The organism is Microbacterium sp. SMR1 (genome assembly GCF_003289625.1).
Taxonomy (GTDB): domain Bacteria; phylum Actinomycetota; class Actinomycetes; order Actinomycetales; family Microbacteriaceae; genus Microbacterium; species Microbacterium plantarum.
Map to the genome: position 1 here is coordinate 680,438 of NZ_QMBN01000001.1, position 14,602 is coordinate 695,039.

Sequence of the window (14,602 nt, forward strand, 5' to 3'; positions counted from 1 at the left end):
GCTCACGAAGACCACGAGGATGTGGAGTTCCGAATGACGCAATCCGTTCACGCGCCGGTTCGGCTCGGGGAGGGCCCACGGCAGGGCACCGCCACGCGCGCGATCACCACGGCGCCCGCGAAGCGGCGACTGTTCCGCCGCGATCGCACCCCCCGAGCCAAGCAGACCTGGCGCCGCGCCCTCGTCCGCGACTGGCGGCTGTACACCTTCCTTCTCGTGCCGGTCGTCTTCCTGCTCGTGTTCCGGTACATCCCGATGCTCGGGAACGTCATCGCCTTCCGGCGGTTTCGCCCCGGTGGGTCAATCTTCGGCGACGAGTGGGTGGGCTTCTACTACTTCGAGGCGTTCATCTCGAACCAGCAGTTCTGGACGGTGTTCTGGAACACGGTGGTGCTCGGAGGCCTCACCCTTCTGATCACGTTCCCGCTGCCGATCATCCTGGCGCTCATGCTCAACGAGCTGCGCTCGCGTCGCTTCAAGCGCATCGTGCAGACGATCTCGTACCTTCCGCACTTCATGTCGGTCGTCATCGTCGCCGGTCTCGTGCTGCAGCTGACCGCTCTCAACGGGACGGTCAACCAGGTCGTCGAGGCGATGGGGGGCGACCCCGTGCCGTTCATGCAGCGCCCCGAGTGGTTCCGCTCCATCTACGTGTCGTCCGAGGTGTGGCAGACGGTCGGCTGGGGAACGATTCTGTACCTCGCCGCGCTCACCACCATCGACGATCAGCTCTACGAGGCCGCCCGCATCGACGGGGCCAATCGCTGGCAGCAGACCTGGCACATCACGCTGCCGGGGATCCGCCCGACGATGATGGTGCTCCTCATCCTGAACATCGGCTCCTTCATGGCCGTCGGGTTCGAGAAGGTCCTGCTGTTGCAGAATCCACTCATCTACTCGACGGCGGACGTCATCTCGACGTACCTCTACCGCGTCGGCATCCAGTCGGCCCAGTTCTCGTACGGAACGGCCATCGGTCTGTTCGAGGCCGTTATCGGCCTCGTGCTCGTCCTCGGCGCAAACGCCCTCTCCCGTCGATTGGTTGGTACCTCGCTGTGGTGACCGAAGCCCTTCCCCCGAAGCCAGACAGTGCCCGCGTGCGCCAGGAGACCGGCATCATCAAGGAGTCAGCGGGTTACCGCACCTTCCGTGTGGTGAACGCCGTCGCCCTCGTGCTCGTCTGCGTCGTGACTCTCTATCCGTTCATCAACCTCGTCGCCAAGGCGTTCTCGTCGGAGGGGTACATCGCCGCCGGCGAAGTGAACCTCATCCCGCGCGGATTCAACATCGACACGTTCCGCGTTGTCATGAACGATGGCACGTTCTGGACGAACTACGGGAACACGTTCCTGTACACGATCGTCGGAACCGTCATCGCGATGGCGATCACCACGACGTACGCCTACGCGCTCAGCAAGCCGTATCTGAAGGGACGGACCTTCTTCGTCGGCATCGCGGTGTTCACGATGTTCTTCGGCGGCGGGCTCATCCCCAACTACATCCTCATCGCTAACTACCTCGGCTGGCGCAACAGCATCTGGGCCGTCGTGGTACCCGGAGCGCTGAGCGTCTTCAATCTGCTCGTCATGAAGTCCTTCTTCGAGAACTTCCCGGAGGAACTCGAAGAAGCCGCAGCGATCGACGGGCTCACGACCTACGGCATCTTCTTCCGGATCGTGCTGCCGCTGTCGAAGGCCGTGCTCGCGACGATGACGCTGTTCTACGCCGTGAGCATCTGGAACTCGTGGTTCAACGCCTTCTTGTTCCTGGACGACAAATCACTGTTCCCGGTGACCGTCTACCTGCGGAACCTCATCGCGGCGGCGACGGGGGTCCAGGAAGCGATCGGCGGCGAGTCCGCTCAGGTCGCTTCGAACATCCAGGCCGTCACGATGCTGCTCACCGTGCTCCCCATCATCTGCCTGTACCCCTTCATCCAGCGCTACTTCGTCTCGGGCGTGATGCTCGGGTCGGTGAAGGGCTGAATCCCCTACGTCGAACGACGACGTTCACACAGAGGAGAAACACCATGAAAATCACTCGCCACACCCTCGCCGGTGCCGCGGGCCTGGCTGCGGTCGCGGTCGCGCTGTCCGCCTGCTCCGGGCCCGCGACCGAGGATGCCGCCGGCGACGGCGGTGCCACGATCGGAGAGGCCCAGTCCGTCGGCGCAATGGAGGACTTCGAGGCCGGGGTCTCCTTCGCCGCGACCGAGCCCGTCCAGTTCTCGATCATGTATCGGGACCACCCCAACTATCCGGTGAAGGACGACTGGTCGTTCTTCGAGCATCTCGAGAAGGACCACAACGTCACGTTCTCCCGTACGGACATCCCCATGGCGGATTTCGATCAGAAGAAGTCTCTTCTCATCGGCAGCGGCGAGGCCACCGACATCATCTCGTCGACGTACGCGGGATCCGAGACGCAGTTCGTCTCGGGCGGTGCGATTCTGCCGGTCTCGGACTACTTCGACTACATGCCGAACTTCCAGCAGAAGATCGCTGATTGGGACCTCGAGGACGATCTCCGGAATCGTCGCCAGGAGGACGGGAAGATCTACCACCTTCCCGGCCTGCGCGAGGTGCCCGATGTCCAGTACTCGGTGGCCATCCGCGAGGATCTGTGGAAGAAGGCCGGCATCACCGAGGATCCGGCAACCTGGGACGAGTACCTCGAGCAGCTCGAGAGGGTGAAGCAGGCGAATACCGAGCTGGACTACGCGATGTCGGATCGCTGGACGGATGCGACACCGCTCGGCTCCCTGCTCAGCATCATGGCGCCGAACTACCCCACGGCCGCCGGCTGGGGCTACGCGAACACGTGGTACGCCCAGGATGCCGGCGAGTACGTGTTCACGGGAGCATCGGACGGATACAAGCAGGTCGTGTCCGATGCTGCTGCTCTCGTCGAGGCGGGCGTCCTGGACCCGGAGATTACCCAGAGCGATGACCAGGCTGTGCAGAAGTTCATCTCGGGCAAGTCTGCCGCGATCTCCGGGAACACCCAGACGATCGCGGAATACCGGCAGAAGTTCGCCGACTCGGGGCAGGGCGACGTCCCGATCCGCCTGATCTCGCTCCCGGGCGGGCCGGCGGGCGACAAACTTCCGAGTGGTCGCTTCACCTCGGGCATCCTCATCTCGAGCGATGCGGCCGAGAAGCCCTACTTCAAGGCACTGCTGCAGTTCGTCGACTGGCTGTACTACTCAGACGAGGGCCTCGAGTTCGCTCAGTGGGGTGTCGAGGGAGAGACGTTCACCCGCGAGGCCGACGGTAGTCGCAAGCTGATGGACGACATCGCGTGGAGCTCGATCAACGCCGGCGCCCCACAGCTTCTCAACGCCGACTACGGCTACAGCAACGGGGTCTTCCTCCTCGCGAACGGCTCTTCTCAGGAGCTGGTGCTCTCGATGATGACCGACGAGATCGCCGAGTGGACCGCTGAGCAGCTCGAGAAGAAGGAGCAGCTGCCCACCGCCCCGGCTCCCTTGCTCAACGAGATCGAGCTCGAGCAGACCTCTTTGCTGCAGACGCAGCTGACGGATGCCGTCCACGCGGCGACCGCGTCGTTCATCACAGGCCAGCGGTCCATCGAGGACGACTGGGACGCTTACGTGGCCGAGCTCGAGGGCTTGGGGTCGCGCCAGCTCATCGACACGTTCAACACGGCGCTCGAGCGCACGCAGAATCAGGGATGACCGAGAGCGGCCGGCCTTCTGACCGGGGCCGGCCGCCTCGTCTCGTCGAGCGAAGGGGCCGAAGAAATGGATGCGGAAACCACCACGATTCGTCGCGGCGACCCGGCAGATGAGGTCGGCCGCGGCCCCCTCTCACGCGGTGCCGCCTTCATCTACCGGCAGATGGTCTTGGAGGCGCAGCTGCTGCTCGCGTCGCTGCCCTCCGTCGTGGCGGTGCTGCTGCTGGACCGCGACCCGTCGAACGTCCCCCTCTTCGTCCTCGCGCTGCTGCCGGTCGCCCCCGCCCTCGTGGCGGGCGTGGCCGCAGCGATGGTTCCGCGCACCGACCTGTCGCCGGGTCGGCACTTCTTCCGTGCGTATCGCCGCGAGCTCGCGCCGACCCTCCGCTGGGCGGCCCCGGCGGCGGTGGCTCTCGCTCTGCTCGCCTTCAACCTCATCCACCTGGACGGCGTCGACGGCGGGGCGACGCTGCGCCCGCTCTACAGCGTCCTCGGGCTGCTGATCCTCGTCTGGGCCGGGCACATGGTCGTCCTGACGGCCGGGTTCCACTGTCGCGCGCGCGATGCAACGCGTGTCGCGGCGGCGCAGCTCGCTTCCCAGTGGCGGTTCTCGCTGGGGGTGCTGTCCCTGCTGATCGTGACGGTGTTTCTCGTGATCGTGGTGAGCGAGACCGTCGTGCTGCTCCTCCTGTGGGCGTTCGCGGGTCTGCTCGCGCTCATGGCTCGACCGCTGCTGGCGGACACCGCGCGGAGATTCACGCCGCAGGCCTGAGCGGCGCCTGGAGTGCCCCCGACAGGATTCGAACCTGTGACCAACGGATTAGAAGGCCGCTGCTCTATCCACTGAGCTACGGAGGCGGATGCTTCTACGCTATCGCGCGGAGACGCCGGTTTCGGGCCGGATGTCGCGGAACACTGGTTCCGGGGCGGTCGGGGGCGTACCCTGCGGGTGTCGGAAGGGGTTCGATGATGAACGCGCAGACACGATCGACCGCACTGTGGGTGGCGTACGGCGCCGGGGGAGTCGCGGGAATGATCCGCCACCGCGGCGACGAGTACATCGTGACGATGGCGGGTGCGGACGCCGAACTCGGCGCGTACCCCACGATGGAGATCGCCAAGAACGCGCTGCACGCGCACATGGCGCCGGGAGCGGACTGGCCTACGTTCCGGGAGCACTGAGGCCGCCCACCGCCGCGGCTGGTGTTGTGTGACGTCGGCGGCGTGCCCGGCCGTCGAAGACCGGCAGGCTCACGTGCACCATGGGCCCGATGAGCACGGCGAAGAGCACTGTGCCCAGGCCCACCGTGCCGCCCAGGAGCCAGCCCGTGACGAGCACCGTCGCCTCGACCCCGAGCCGCCCCGCCCAGATGGGCCAGCCCCACCGCTGATGGATTCCGGTCATCAAGCCGTCGCGGGGGCCCGGACCCAATCGCGCCCCGATGTAGATGCCCGAGGCGACACCGACGAGCGCCGTGCCCGCGATGAACATCGCCACCCGCGCGATCCAGTGATCGGGCGTGCTCACGAGCGGGAGGGTGAACTGCATCGCGGCCCCGACCACGAGGATGTTCGCGACGGTGCCGACACCGGGCTTCTGACGGAGTGGGATCCACAGGAGCAGGACCAGGAACCCGGTGATGCTGACGACCCAGCCGATCCCGATGCCGGTGTTCTTGCTGATTCCTTCGGCCAGGACGGTCCAGGGGTCGAGACCGATTCCCGCGTCGACCATCACCGCGCACCCCGCTCCGAACAGGATGAGGCCGACGATGAGCTGCGAGAAGCGGAGTATCACTCGTCTATTGCACTGCAGGATTGGCCGTAGCGAAAGATGCCAATTACCGTATCGTGGCCGTATGCACTCCCGGATCTCCGCCAGGTCGCTGGAAGCGTCGCTCGGAGGCTGGCGTACCCGCGAGCCGGCCTATGAAGCGCTCGCGGACGGCATCCGGCTGCTGTGTCTGGACAACCGCATCGCGGCGCGCACCCTACTCCCTGCCGAGCGCGCCCTGGCGCAGACGCTGGGGCTGAGCCGCACGACGGTGGCGAGCGCCTATGCGAGCCTGCGCGCGAGCGGGCACATCGAGAGCGTGCGGGGCTCGGGCAGCGTCACCACTGCTCAGCCGTTGCGCGGGGGTGGGACAGTGTTCGCCGAACCGGGGTCGATCGACCTGCAGCAGGCGAGCCCGAGCGCCTGGCCGGGCTTGGCCGGCGTGATGGCGGAGATGGCGTCGGATGCGGCCCGACTCGTCTCGCGGACCGGATACGACACCCTCGGGTCGACCGGCCTGCGCGACGTCATCGCCGAACGCTACACCGCGCGTGGCATTCCCACGTCGCGCGATCAGATTCTCGTGACCGCGGGTGCGCAGAGCGCCATCCACCTCATCGCCGAGGTGCTCGTGGCGCGGGGCGATCGCGTGCTCGTCGAGACGCCGACCTATCCGCATGCGGCGGAGGCTCTCCGGGCCGCGGGAGCGCGGCTCGTAGCCGTATCCGTGACGACCGCGCACGGCTGGGACCTCGACCGCCTGGACGAAGCCGCGCGACGGACGCGACCGACGCTCGCCTACCTGATGCCCACGCTGCAGAACCCGACCGGTCGCTCCATGACGGCGACGGAGCAGAATGCACTGCGCGAGGTGGCTCAGCGGGGGTGCACGCTCGTCGTCGACGAGACGACGGCCGAACTGTCGTTCGGCGCACCGGCACCCGCAGCCCTTCCGGACGACGACGTCGTGCGGATCGGTTCGCTCGGCAAGACGGTGTGGGGCGGCCTGCGCGTCGGATGGGTTCGCGCCCAGCCGGAGGTCATCCGGCGGCTGCATGCGGCGCGGCCGGCGCGCGACCTCGGCACGCCCGAGTTCGAGCAGGAGGTGGCGGCGAGGCTGATTCCGCGGATGCCGGAGATCCTGCCGCAACGCGCCGAGTTGCTCGCCACGGGATATCGCGCGGTCCGAGCCGCGCTGCGCGACAGGCTGCCGGACTGGGACGTCCCCGAGGTCTGCGGTGGCGTGGCGCTCTGGGTCGGTCTTCCGGCGCCGCTCAGCGGGCCGCTCGTCCTGGGTGCCCGTGCCGAGTACGTGTATCTCAGCGGCGGACAGCGCTTCGCGGTCGACGGCGGGCACGAGAATCGTCTGCGGATTCCGTTCACCGCGTCGCCTGCAGAACTGGAGCGCGCCGTCGAAGTGCTGGCCACGGTGTGGCCGCGCGTGGCGAGCGGAGCTCGGACGGCCGGCCCCACGCCTCTCGACGCCCTGGTCTGAGCTGTGCGAGCCGGGCAGAGCAGGCGAAGGTCAGCGAGAGAGCCGGAGGGTGTCGGACGCCTCATTGATGCGCCAGAATTCGCCGATCGCCCGGAAGGAACGTGACGGCGGGTGGAACCGGAGCGCGCGGAAGCGGTCTCCGGTGGGCGTCTGGACGCGCTCGACGAGGCCCCGGACGTGTCCATCACCCTCGACGACTCGCCAGCGGTCGGTCCCGAGAGCGATGAGCTCGCCGCCCGGCCGCTGTTCCCGGGCCTGTGGGGTGTGGGCCTGCACCAACGTCATGATCTCCTCCTCGCGAACGAGGCTAGAACGGGCCTCGGACATCCGCGGGAACACGCGGGCGGCGCCCGTGGTTGGCTAGGGTGAGACCTCGCGCAAGCGGGAGAACGGAGCTTTCCATGACCACCACCTTCATCCTCGCCGGCGGCTGCTTCTGGTGCCTCGATGCCGCTTATCGTGCGCTCGACGGTGTGTCCGAGGTCGTGTCGGGCTACATCGGCGGGCACGTTCCGCACCCGAGCTACGAGGCGGTGTGCACCGGCACGACCGGTCATGCCGAGGCGGTGTCGGTGACGTTCGACCCCGATGTCATCCCGGCCGACGTCATCCTCGATGCGTTCTTCACGATGCACGACCCGCGTCAGCTCAACCGCCAGGGTGCCGATGTCGGCACTCAGTACCGCTCGGCCATGTTCCCGCTCGACGAAGACCAGCGCGAGCTCTTCGCGGCGGCCCGCGACCGCGCCGACGAGATGTGGGGTGGCGGGGTCGTGACGACGATGGAACCCGCCGACACGTTCTACCCGGCCGAGGACTACCACCAGGACTTCTTCGCGAAGAACCCGGGGCAGGGATACTGCCTCGCGGTGGCCGTTCCCAAGGTGAACAAGGTGCGCGCGCGCTTCGCGGAGTACGCCCGCAGCTGACTCCTCCCCAGCTCGATTCGAGGGCGGTTCTGCACCGATGTGCGGAACCGCCCTCGGTGTTCCGGCGCCGGGGCCGAGGCTGGAAGCGCTCCGGCACCCGACGGGCACTCGGGTGCTGGAGCGTCCCACCTTCCGTGCCCTGCTGAGGAGCAGACATGTCAGATCGCATCACCGTCATCGGCAACATCGCCACCGAGCCCGAGCAGCGCCGGACGGGTACCGGCATCCCGGTCACGAGCTTCCGTCTCGCGAGCAGCCAGCGCTACCGAGACGCCCAGTCCGGCGAGTGGATCGACGGCACCACCAACTGGTACCGGATCAGCGTGTTCCGTGGGCTCGGAGAGAATGCGTTCGCCTCCCTGCGGAAGGGGCAGCGGGTCATCGTCGACGGGCGGCTGCGGCTGAAGGAGTGGGAAGCCGGCGAGAAGCGCGGCATCGAGATCGAGATCGACGCCGACGCGATCGGTCCCGACCTCAAGTGGGGGACCGCGTCGTTCCAACGGAACCCCCGCACGGATGCGGCCGGTCCCGCACGTCCCGGCGGGGCGGCCGATGGCACCGAGGCCGCCGGCGAGAACGCGGCCCACCCCGTGACCACCGACGGCGATTGGGCCGTCGCTGCGGTGCCCGAGAGGGACCCCGTCGAGCCGACGCCGTTCTGACGCCGCGAGTCGGAGACCGGGGCCGCCTAGAATTCAGACATGCGCTCGCCTCGTCCCCGGTTCACTCGCTCGCTCGTGGGAACGGCCGGCGCTCTCGTCCTCGCCGCATCCCTCGCCGGGTGCTCGATGCTCTTCCCCGAGGAGCCCCCGGCGACATCCACAGCGCCCACGCCGGCACCGACCACCACGGAAGGTCCGGCGCCCCTGTCGCCCGAGAGCACCGCGGCTGACAACCTGCCGCTGTTCTCCGAGGTGATGAACCAGGTGGCGGCGTCGCCCGACAGCGTCGCGGGGCGGGCGTACATCGATGCGCTCGTGGCAGCCGGTTTCGACAAGTCGACGATGCAGGTGACGGCCGACCGCACCTCCGTCGACGACCCGGTCGACAGCTTGCAGTTCTCGGTCCTGTGGGCGGGGGAGTGCCTGGTCGGACAGGTGGGTCCATCGACTCCCGCCCCCACGGCGACGGTGTTGCCCGAACTGCCGAGCGGTGGCTGCCTTATCGGCCGGACGCGCCCCATCGACTGGTGAATCGCGGGGTCCGGGCGGGCGAACGCGGCGCCCTCCCGGACTAGACTCGAGACGTTATGGCCGAATACATCTACTCCATGGTCCGCGCCCGCAAGGCCGTCGGCGAGAAGCTCATCCTCGACGACGTCACGATGGCATTCCTTCCCGGTGCCAAGATCGGAATGGTCGGCCCCAACGGTGCCGGTAAGTCGACGATCCTGAAGATCATGGCGGGGCTCGATCAGCCGTCCAACGGTGAGGCGAGGCTCGCGCCGGGCTTCTCGGTGGGCATCCTGATGCAGGAGCCGGAGCTCGACGACACGAAGACCGTGCTCGAGAACATCGAGGCCGGGGTCGCGATCAAGCCGAAGCTCGATCGCTTCAATGAGATCTCCGCGCTCATGGCCGACCCCGACGCCGACTTCGACTCGCTCCTGGCCGAGATGGGCACGCTGCAGGAGGAGATCGACGCGGCCGACGGGTGGGACCTCGACTCTCAGCTGCACCAGGCGATGGAAGCACTTCGCACGCCGCCGGCCGACGCCTCGGTGGCGCCGCTGTCGGGTGGGGAGCGCCGCCGCGTGGCCCTCGCGCGTCTGCTCCTGCAGAAGCCCGACCTGCTCCTCCTCGACGAGCCCACGAACCACCTCGACGCCGAGAGCGTGCTCTGGCTCGAGCAGCACCTTCAGGCTTACAAGGGTGCTGTCATCGCCATCACCCACGATCGATACTTCCTCGACAACGTCGCCGAGTGGATCGCTGAGGTCGACCGCGGTCGCCTCATCGGCTATGAGGGCAACTATTCGACGTACCTCCAGAAGAAGGCCGAGCGCCTCGACATCCAGGGCAAGAAGGACGCGAAGCTCGCGAAGCGTCTGAAGGACGAGCTCGATTGGGTGCGGAGCTCTGCCAAGGGGCGTCAGACCAAGTCGAAGGCCCGTCTGGCCCGCTACGAGGAGATGGCGGCAGAGGCCGAGCGCACGCGCAAGCTCGACTTCGAAGAGATCCAGATCCCCGCGGGCCCGCGTCTGGGCAGCGTCGTCATCGACGCGAAGAAGCTTCACAAGGCGTTCGGCGATCGCGTGCTGATCGACGGCCTGAGCTTCAACCTCCCGCCCAACGGCATCGTGGGTGTCATCGGCCCCAACGGCGTCGGAAAGACCACGCTGTTCAAGACCATCGTGGGTCTCGAGCCGCTCGACGGCGGAGAGCTGAAGATCGGCGAGACCGTCAAGATCAGCTACGTCGACCAGTCACGCGGCAACATCGATCCGGAGAAGACCCTCTGGGAGGTCGTCTCCGATGGACTGGACATCATCACCGTGGGCAAGACCGAGATCCCCTCGCGGGCCTACGTGTCGAAGTTCGGATTCAAGGGACCCGACCAGCAGAAGAAGGCGGGCGTGCTCTCCGGTGGTGAGCGGAACCGTCTGAACCTCGCCCTCACCCTGAAGGAGGGCGGCAACCTCCTCCTCCTCGACGAGCCGACCAACGACCTCGACGTCGAGACCCTCAGTTCGCTCGAGAACGCGCTGCTGGAGTTCCCCGGCTGCGCGGTCGTCATCACCCACGACCGGTGGTTCCTCGACCGCATCGCGACGCACATCCTCGCGTACGAGGGCACCGAGGAGAACCCGTCGCAGTGGTACTGGTTCGAGGGCAACTTCGAGGCGTACGAGGCGAACAAGATCGAGCGGTTGGGCGCGGATGCCGCGAACCCCGCCAAGTCGACCTACCGCAAGCTCACGCGTGACTGAGCACACGCCGCACACGGTGGCCTCGGTGGTGACAACTGCCGGGGCCACCCGTGTCCGTATCCCCATCCATCTCCGCTGGGGCGACCTCGACGCTCTGGGGCACGTCAACAACACCTCGATGCTCAAGCTGCTGGAAGAAGCGCGCCTGCGCGCCTTCTGGAAGCCCGAGGCAGGGATGTCGGGGCCGACCACGGCCATCCTCGACGCGCTGAGCCTGTCGGCGGAGACGATGACGCTGATCGCGCGGCAGGAGATCGAGTACCTCGCTCCGGTGCCGTACGGCCAGCGCCCGCTCGACGTTCAGCTCTGGATCGGCCGTATCGGCGGTTCGAGCATCGACGTCTGCTACGAGGTCTACAGCCCCCATGAGGACGACCCGCAGACCTGTTACGCCCGCTCGACTGCCGTCGTGGTGATGGTGTCGACCGAGACCGGCCGGCCCGTCCGGCTGACGGATGAGATGCGCCGCGCATGGTCGCCCATCCTCGGGGAGCCGATCACCTACGCTCATCGGCGTTAGAGTCACCAGCATCCGTGGTCGCGGGAACGCGGACCATGATCTCCTGGGCGACGCTGGCGACGAGTGTGCCCGCCCGATCGTAGATCCGCCCGGTCGACAGCCCGCGCCCGCCGCGTGCGCTGGGTGATTCCTGCACGTAAAGCAGCCAGTCATCGACCCGCGCGAAGCGGTGCCACCACATGGCGTGGTCGAGGCTCGCCACCTTGAGGCCGGGCGTCGCCCACGCCAGCCCATGCGCTCGCAGCACAGGCTCCTGGATCGTGAGGTCGCTGAGGAACGCGAGGGCTGCCCGGTGCACCGCGGGGTCGTCGGGCAGAGCTGAGCGGGTGCGAGCCCACACCGCCTGCCGAGGCGTCGCGTCGTCGTCGGGCTGCAGGTAGATCGGCGCCGTGACGTGGCGCAGCTCGATGGGGCTGGCGGAGAAGATCCGCCGGCTGAGCGGGTGCATACCGCTCAGCTGTTCCTCCAGAGCGGGGAGGTCTTCGGGCTGCGGCAGACCGTCGGGCATGGGCTCCGCGTGCTCGACGCCGGGATCCTCATCCTCGAACGAAGCGATCATCGAGAAGATCGGCATCCCGTTCTGGAAAGCCTGGGTTCGCCGTGTCGAGAACGACCGACCATCGTGGATGCGATCGACGGAGAACGTGATGTTCCTCGACGAGTCGCCGGGGCGCAGGAAGTAGCCGTGCATCGAGTGCGGCACGCGTTCGCGCGGCACCGTCCGCATCGCCGCCATCGTCGCCTGTGCGAGCACCTGGCCGCCGAAGACGCGACCCTGGGGCATCACCTGCGACCTGCCGGTGAAGATGTCCTCCGTGGTCCGCGCCTCGCTGGAGGAGAGATCGAGCACGCTGAGCATCGCGGCGACGGGATCCGTCTCTTCCGTGAGGCTGTCGGGCATGGGCTCTGAGCTGTGTGCGGGCATCGGTCGGTAGTCTAGGACGGATGTCCGAGCGCCTCCTGTTCCCGCAGCCCGAGGTGGCCCGTGACGTCCTGACATTCGCGGGCCGTGCAGCCCGCCACGGCGACGGCATCCTTCGGCTGCGCGCTCGTGCCGGCGTCCTAGCGCTCTCGTGCGCGCCCCTGGCGCCGCGTTCACTGACCGACGCGACTCCGTTCGTGCTTGCGCTCCGGACGGCTCGCGTCGACCCGGAGCTGGAATGCGACCTGACGATCGACGCGGCTGCGCTCGCACCCGATGGCGATGACGACCGTGCCGTGCGACTTCCCGACAGCGGGGTCGCTGCTTCCTGGGCCGGCGTGTCGCCTCCGCGCTCCGGATGGCGCGAGGCCGGCAGCCTCGACTCCGCTCAGGTGTCGCTTCGGGCGCAGTGGGGGATCGCGGCGGTCGCTCGTCAACTCCCCGCCGGCGCCGGCGATGACGTCGTCCATCTCGTCCGCTCGTCGATCTGGGGAACACCCGACGAGGATCTGGGCGGCCTTCCTCTGGGAGTCGCGTTCGCCGCGGTCGGCCTGGGGTTCATCGCGGGCGCCGAGCACCCGACCATCCGCCGTACCGACGTCTGGACGCGGGTGTCGTTCGCACGGGGCCACGTCCTGACACGGGGGCCGGTCGCGATGGGTCTCACTCCCGTTCGCGCCACGGGAACGCCGCGCTGATTCAGTCCGACGCCGGGGCGTCGGCGGCGGATGCGGGGTGCACGCCCAGCATCGGCCGCCGTGCCGAGCCCTGTGGACCGATGCCGGCCGGCTCGAACGTGTTGACCATGGCGTACGCAGCGCGCTCGAGGTAGTCCCACAGGGTCGCGTCATGGAGCGGGGGCAGCGCGAGCTCGTCGAGTGCCGTGCGCATGTGGCGCAGCCACCGGTCGCGAGCGTCGGGGTCCACGTGGAACGGGCGGTGGCGCATCCGCAGCCGAGGATGACCGCGCTCCTCGCCGTAGGCGGTCGGGCCACCCCAGTACTGCTCGAGGAACATCGTGAGCCGGTGCGCCGCCGGCCCCAGGTCGGCCTCGGGATACATCGGGCGCAGCACCTCGTCGGCGGCGACCTCTCGGTAGAAGACATCGACGAGGCGGACGAAGGTCTCGTGACCGCCGACCTCGTCGTAGAAGCTGACCTGGTCGCTCACGGGGTGTCCTTCTGCTGATCCGTTGCGTCGCCGTCACCGGCGGGCGCCTCCTGGGCGTCGGGCGACTGCGTCGACGCCGAGGCCCCCTTGCTGCGCTTCGGCCGCCACTGGGGGCGCGCCTTCACCTGCGGCGGCGCCACCGGCTGGGGCTTGGTTCGCGGCGGGTTCGCGCCTCGGATGCTCTGGGCACCCTCGAAACCGGTGAGGACGGTGGAGTTGAGCTGGGGGAGCGCGACGCCGAGCTCGTCCACGGCATCCTTGAGTCGCGCGCGGAGGGCTCGCGCGACATCGTCCTTGGCGTTGGGCCGCGTCTTGACGACGAGACGGATCACCAACGCGTCGCCGCTGATCGATTCGAGCCCCCACAGTTCGGGCTTCTCGATGATGCGGCTGCGCCACTTCGGTTCGCGCGCGAGATCCTTCGCGGCTTCGATCACGGTCTTCTCGACGACATCGACGTCGGCGTCGGTCGGCACGCCGAGATCGATGATCACGCGCGACCAGCCCTGCGACATGTTCCCGATGCGAGTGATCTCACCGTTGCGAACGAACCACAGCGTCCCATTGACGTCTCGGACATGCGTGACACGGACGCTGACGTACTCGACGATGCCCGTGGCGAGTCCGAGGTCGACGACGTCGCCGATGCCGATCTGGTCCTCGGCCACGATGAACATCCCGTTCAGGACGTCTTTGACGATGTTCTGAGCACCGAAACCGAGACCGGCGCCGATCGCGGCCGACAGCAGGGTGAACGACCCGAGGATGTCGGGGCTGAGAACGCCCACGATCATCAGCAGGGCAACGATGACGATCGTCACGTTGACGATGTTGGTCAGGATCGACCCGAGTGTGCGGGTCCGCTGGACGATACGCACCTGTGCGAGCGGCGACATGTCGATCGCTCGCGTGTCTTCGGCCTCGGCCCGCGTCTTCGCACCGCGCACGATCCGGTCGACGATGCGGGCGATCAGGCGGCGCATCAACCAGGAGAGCGCGAAGGCGCCGAGGATGATGCCCGCGACCGCGACGATGTTCCATCCCGCTTCGGTGAGGAACTTCCAGAACTCCTCGGCGGGGAACTCCCAGGCGAGCGGGACGGCAGTGGTCACGGTGGTCATCGATCCGATTTTACCGAGCGGCACCACGACATTTCCGAGAGAGCCA

Annotated in this window: 17 protein-coding genes and 1 tRNA gene; 12 read left to right on the forward strand and 6 right to left on the reverse strand. The window is 67.7% G+C overall.

Going from position 1 to position 14,602, the window contains the following annotated elements; genetic code table 11:
- Positions 1–33 precede the first annotated feature (33 nt).
- From DO944_RS03365 to DO944_RS03380, 4 genes are all read left to right on the forward strand, one after another.
- Complete coding sequence (locus DO944_RS03365) at positions 34–1,062, forward strand: sugar ABC transporter permease (protein ID WP_112614626.1); 1,029 nt, start codon at positions 34–36, stop codon at positions 1,060–1,062.
- Between the two features lie 35 nt (positions 1,063–1,097).
- Entirely contained in the window at positions 1,098–1,985 is an 888-nt protein-coding gene (locus DO944_RS03370) for a carbohydrate ABC transporter permease (RefSeq protein ID WP_240309842.1), read from the forward strand.
- 44 nt (positions 1,986–2,029) lie between these two features.
- Complete coding sequence (locus tag DO944_RS03375) at positions 2,030–3,697, forward strand: extracellular solute-binding protein (RefSeq protein WP_112614628.1); 1,668 nt, start codon at positions 2,030–2,032, stop codon at positions 3,695–3,697.
- Between the two features lie 66 nt (positions 3,698–3,763).
- The gene (locus DO944_RS03380; protein WP_112614630.1) at positions 3,764–4,468 is read left to right on the forward strand and encodes a hypothetical protein; all 705 of its coding nucleotides are present in this window, start codon (positions 3,764–3,766) and stop codon (positions 4,466–4,468) included.
- Positions 4,469–4,481: 13 nt separating this feature from the next.
- Here DO944_RS03380 and DO944_RS03385 read toward each other — a convergent pair.
- Positions 4,482–4,554: transfer RNA gene (locus tag DO944_RS03385), tRNA-Arg, on the reverse strand.
- Between the two features lie 111 nt (positions 4,555–4,665).
- Between DO944_RS03385 and DO944_RS03390 the strand changes: the two genes are divergently transcribed.
- The gene (locus DO944_RS03390) at positions 4,666–4,878 is read left to right on the forward strand and encodes a methyltransferase (protein WP_146752001.1); all 213 of its coding nucleotides are present in this window, start codon (positions 4,666–4,668) and stop codon (positions 4,876–4,878) included.
- Here the strand turns inward: DO944_RS03390 and DO944_RS03395 are convergent.
- Positions 4,859–5,494 carry a YitT family protein gene (locus tag DO944_RS03395; RefSeq protein WP_112614634.1) on the reverse strand — a complete coding sequence of 212 codons (636 nt, stop codon included), beginning with the start codon at positions 5,492–5,494 and terminating at the stop codon, positions 4,859–4,861. The two genes, DO944_RS03390 and DO944_RS03395, sit on opposite strands and share 20 nt — an antisense overlap.
- 61 nt (positions 5,495–5,555) lie before the next feature.
- Between DO944_RS03395 and DO944_RS03400 the strand changes: the two genes are divergently transcribed.
- Positions 5,556–6,965 (forward strand): PLP-dependent aminotransferase family protein, encoded by a 1,410-nt coding sequence (locus tag DO944_RS03400; protein WP_112614636.1) that lies wholly within the window; start codon positions 5,556–5,558, stop codon positions 6,963–6,965.
- 30 nt (positions 6,966–6,995) lie between these two features.
- On the opposite strand, the gene DO944_RS03405 is transcribed toward DO944_RS03400, so the two are convergent.
- Complete coding sequence (locus tag DO944_RS03405; RefSeq protein WP_146752002.1) at positions 6,996–7,250, reverse strand: hypothetical protein; 255 nt, start codon at positions 7,248–7,250, stop codon at positions 6,996–6,998.
- A gap of 116 nt (positions 7,251–7,366) precedes the next feature.
- Here DO944_RS03405 and msrA point away from each other — a divergent pair, with 116 nt between their 5' ends.
- The 5 genes from msrA to DO944_RS03430 all read left to right on the forward strand — a co-directional run bounded on the left by msrA (position 7,367) and on the right by DO944_RS03430 (position 11,343).
- Entirely contained in the window at positions 7,367–7,894 is a 528-nt protein-coding gene (msrA, locus tag DO944_RS03410; RefSeq protein ID WP_112614640.1) for a peptide-methionine (S)-S-oxide reductase MsrA, read from the forward strand.
- Between the two features lie 155 nt (positions 7,895–8,049).
- The gene (gene ssb, locus DO944_RS03415; RefSeq protein ID WP_112614642.1) at positions 8,050–8,556 is read left to right on the forward strand and encodes a single-stranded DNA-binding protein; all 507 of its coding nucleotides are present in this window, start codon (positions 8,050–8,052) and stop codon (positions 8,554–8,556) included.
- Between the two features lie 39 nt (positions 8,557–8,595).
- The gene (locus DO944_RS15835; protein WP_258524547.1) at positions 8,596–9,087 is read left to right on the forward strand and encodes a DUF6993 domain-containing protein; all 492 of its coding nucleotides are present in this window, start codon (positions 8,596–8,598) and stop codon (positions 9,085–9,087) included.
- Between the two features lie 56 nt (positions 9,088–9,143).
- Positions 9,144–10,823: an energy-dependent translational throttle protein EttA gene (gene ettA, locus DO944_RS03425; RefSeq protein WP_112614644.1), complete on the forward strand. Its 1,680-nt coding sequence runs from the start codon at positions 9,144–9,146 to the stop codon at positions 10,821–10,823.
- Entirely contained in the window at positions 10,816–11,343 is a 528-nt protein-coding gene (locus DO944_RS03430) for a thioesterase family protein (protein ID WP_240309844.1), read from the forward strand. The genes ettA and DO944_RS03430 overlap by 8 nt, the downstream gene beginning before the upstream one ends.
- Here the strand turns inward: DO944_RS03430 and DO944_RS03435 are convergent.
- Positions 11,321–12,244, reverse strand: a complete 924-nt coding sequence (locus DO944_RS03435; RefSeq protein WP_112614646.1) for an acyl-CoA thioesterase II — start codon at positions 12,242–12,244, stop codon at positions 11,321–11,323. The two genes, DO944_RS03430 and DO944_RS03435, sit on opposite strands and share 23 nt — an antisense overlap.
- A 44-nt stretch (positions 12,245–12,288) precedes the next feature.
- Between DO944_RS03435 and DO944_RS03440 the strand changes: the two genes are divergently transcribed.
- On the forward strand, positions 12,289–12,963 hold the full coding sequence (locus DO944_RS03440) for a hypothetical protein (protein WP_112614648.1): 675 nt from the start codon (positions 12,289–12,291) through the stop codon (positions 12,961–12,963).
- 1 nt (position 12,964) lies between these two features.
- Here DO944_RS03440 and DO944_RS03445 read toward each other — a convergent pair whose 3' ends face one another.
- On the reverse strand, positions 12,965–13,435 hold the full coding sequence (locus DO944_RS03445) for a globin (RefSeq protein ID WP_112614650.1): 471 nt from the start codon (positions 13,433–13,435) through the stop codon (positions 12,965–12,967).
- On the reverse strand, positions 13,432–14,556 hold the full coding sequence (locus DO944_RS03450) for a mechanosensitive ion channel family protein (protein WP_112614652.1): 1,125 nt from the start codon (positions 14,554–14,556) through the stop codon (positions 13,432–13,434). Before DO944_RS03450 ends, DO944_RS03445 begins: the two co-directional genes overlap by 4 nt.
- Positions 14,557–14,602: the final 46 nt, after the last annotated feature.

Excerpts from the sequence above, each read along its gene's own strand:
- msrA (WP_112614640.1), top strand. The coding sequence starts at position 7,367 with ATGACCACCACCTTCATCCTCGCCGGCGGCTGCTTCTGGTGCCTCGAT.
- ettA (WP_112614644.1), top strand. The coding sequence starts at position 9,144 with ATGGCCGAATACATCTACTCCATGGTCCGCGCCCGCAAGGCCGTCGGC.
- DO944_RS03450 (WP_112614652.1), bottom strand. The coding sequence starts at position 14,556 with ATGACCACCGTGACCACTGCCGTCCCGCTCGCCTGGGAGTTCCCCGCC.
- ssb (WP_112614642.1), top strand. The coding sequence starts at position 8,050 with ATGTCAGATCGCATCACCGTCATCGGCAACATCGCCACCGAGCCCGAG.
- DO944_RS03375 (WP_112614628.1), top strand. The coding sequence starts at position 2,030 with ATGAAAATCACTCGCCACACCCTCGCCGGTGCCGCGGGCCTGGCTGCG.
- DO944_RS03400 (WP_112614636.1), top strand. The coding sequence starts at position 5,556 with ATGCACTCCCGGATCTCCGCCAGGTCGCTGGAAGCGTCGCTCGGAGGC.
- DO944_RS03380 (WP_112614630.1), top strand. The coding sequence starts at position 3,764 with ATGGATGCGGAAACCACCACGATTCGTCGCGGCGACCCGGCAGATGAG.
- DO944_RS15835 (WP_258524547.1), top strand. The coding sequence starts at position 8,596 with ATGCGCTCGCCTCGTCCCCGGTTCACTCGCTCGCTCGTGGGAACGGCC.
- DO944_RS03440 (WP_112614648.1), top strand. The coding sequence starts at position 12,289 with ATGTCCGAGCGCCTCCTGTTCCCGCAGCCCGAGGTGGCCCGTGACGTC.
- DO944_RS03405 (WP_146752002.1), bottom strand. The coding sequence starts at position 7,250 with ATGACGTTGGTGCAGGCCCACACCCCACAGGCCCGGGAACAGCGGCCG.
- DO944_RS03390 (WP_146752001.1), top strand. The coding sequence starts at position 4,666 with ATGAACGCGCAGACACGATCGACCGCACTGTGGGTGGCGTACGGCGCC.
- DO944_RS03365 (WP_112614626.1), top strand. The coding sequence starts at position 34 with ATGACGCAATCCGTTCACGCGCCGGTTCGGCTCGGGGAGGGCCCACGG.
- DO944_RS03435 (WP_112614646.1), bottom strand. The coding sequence starts at position 12,244 with ATGCCCGACAGCCTCACGGAAGAGACGGATCCCGTCGCCGCGATGCTC.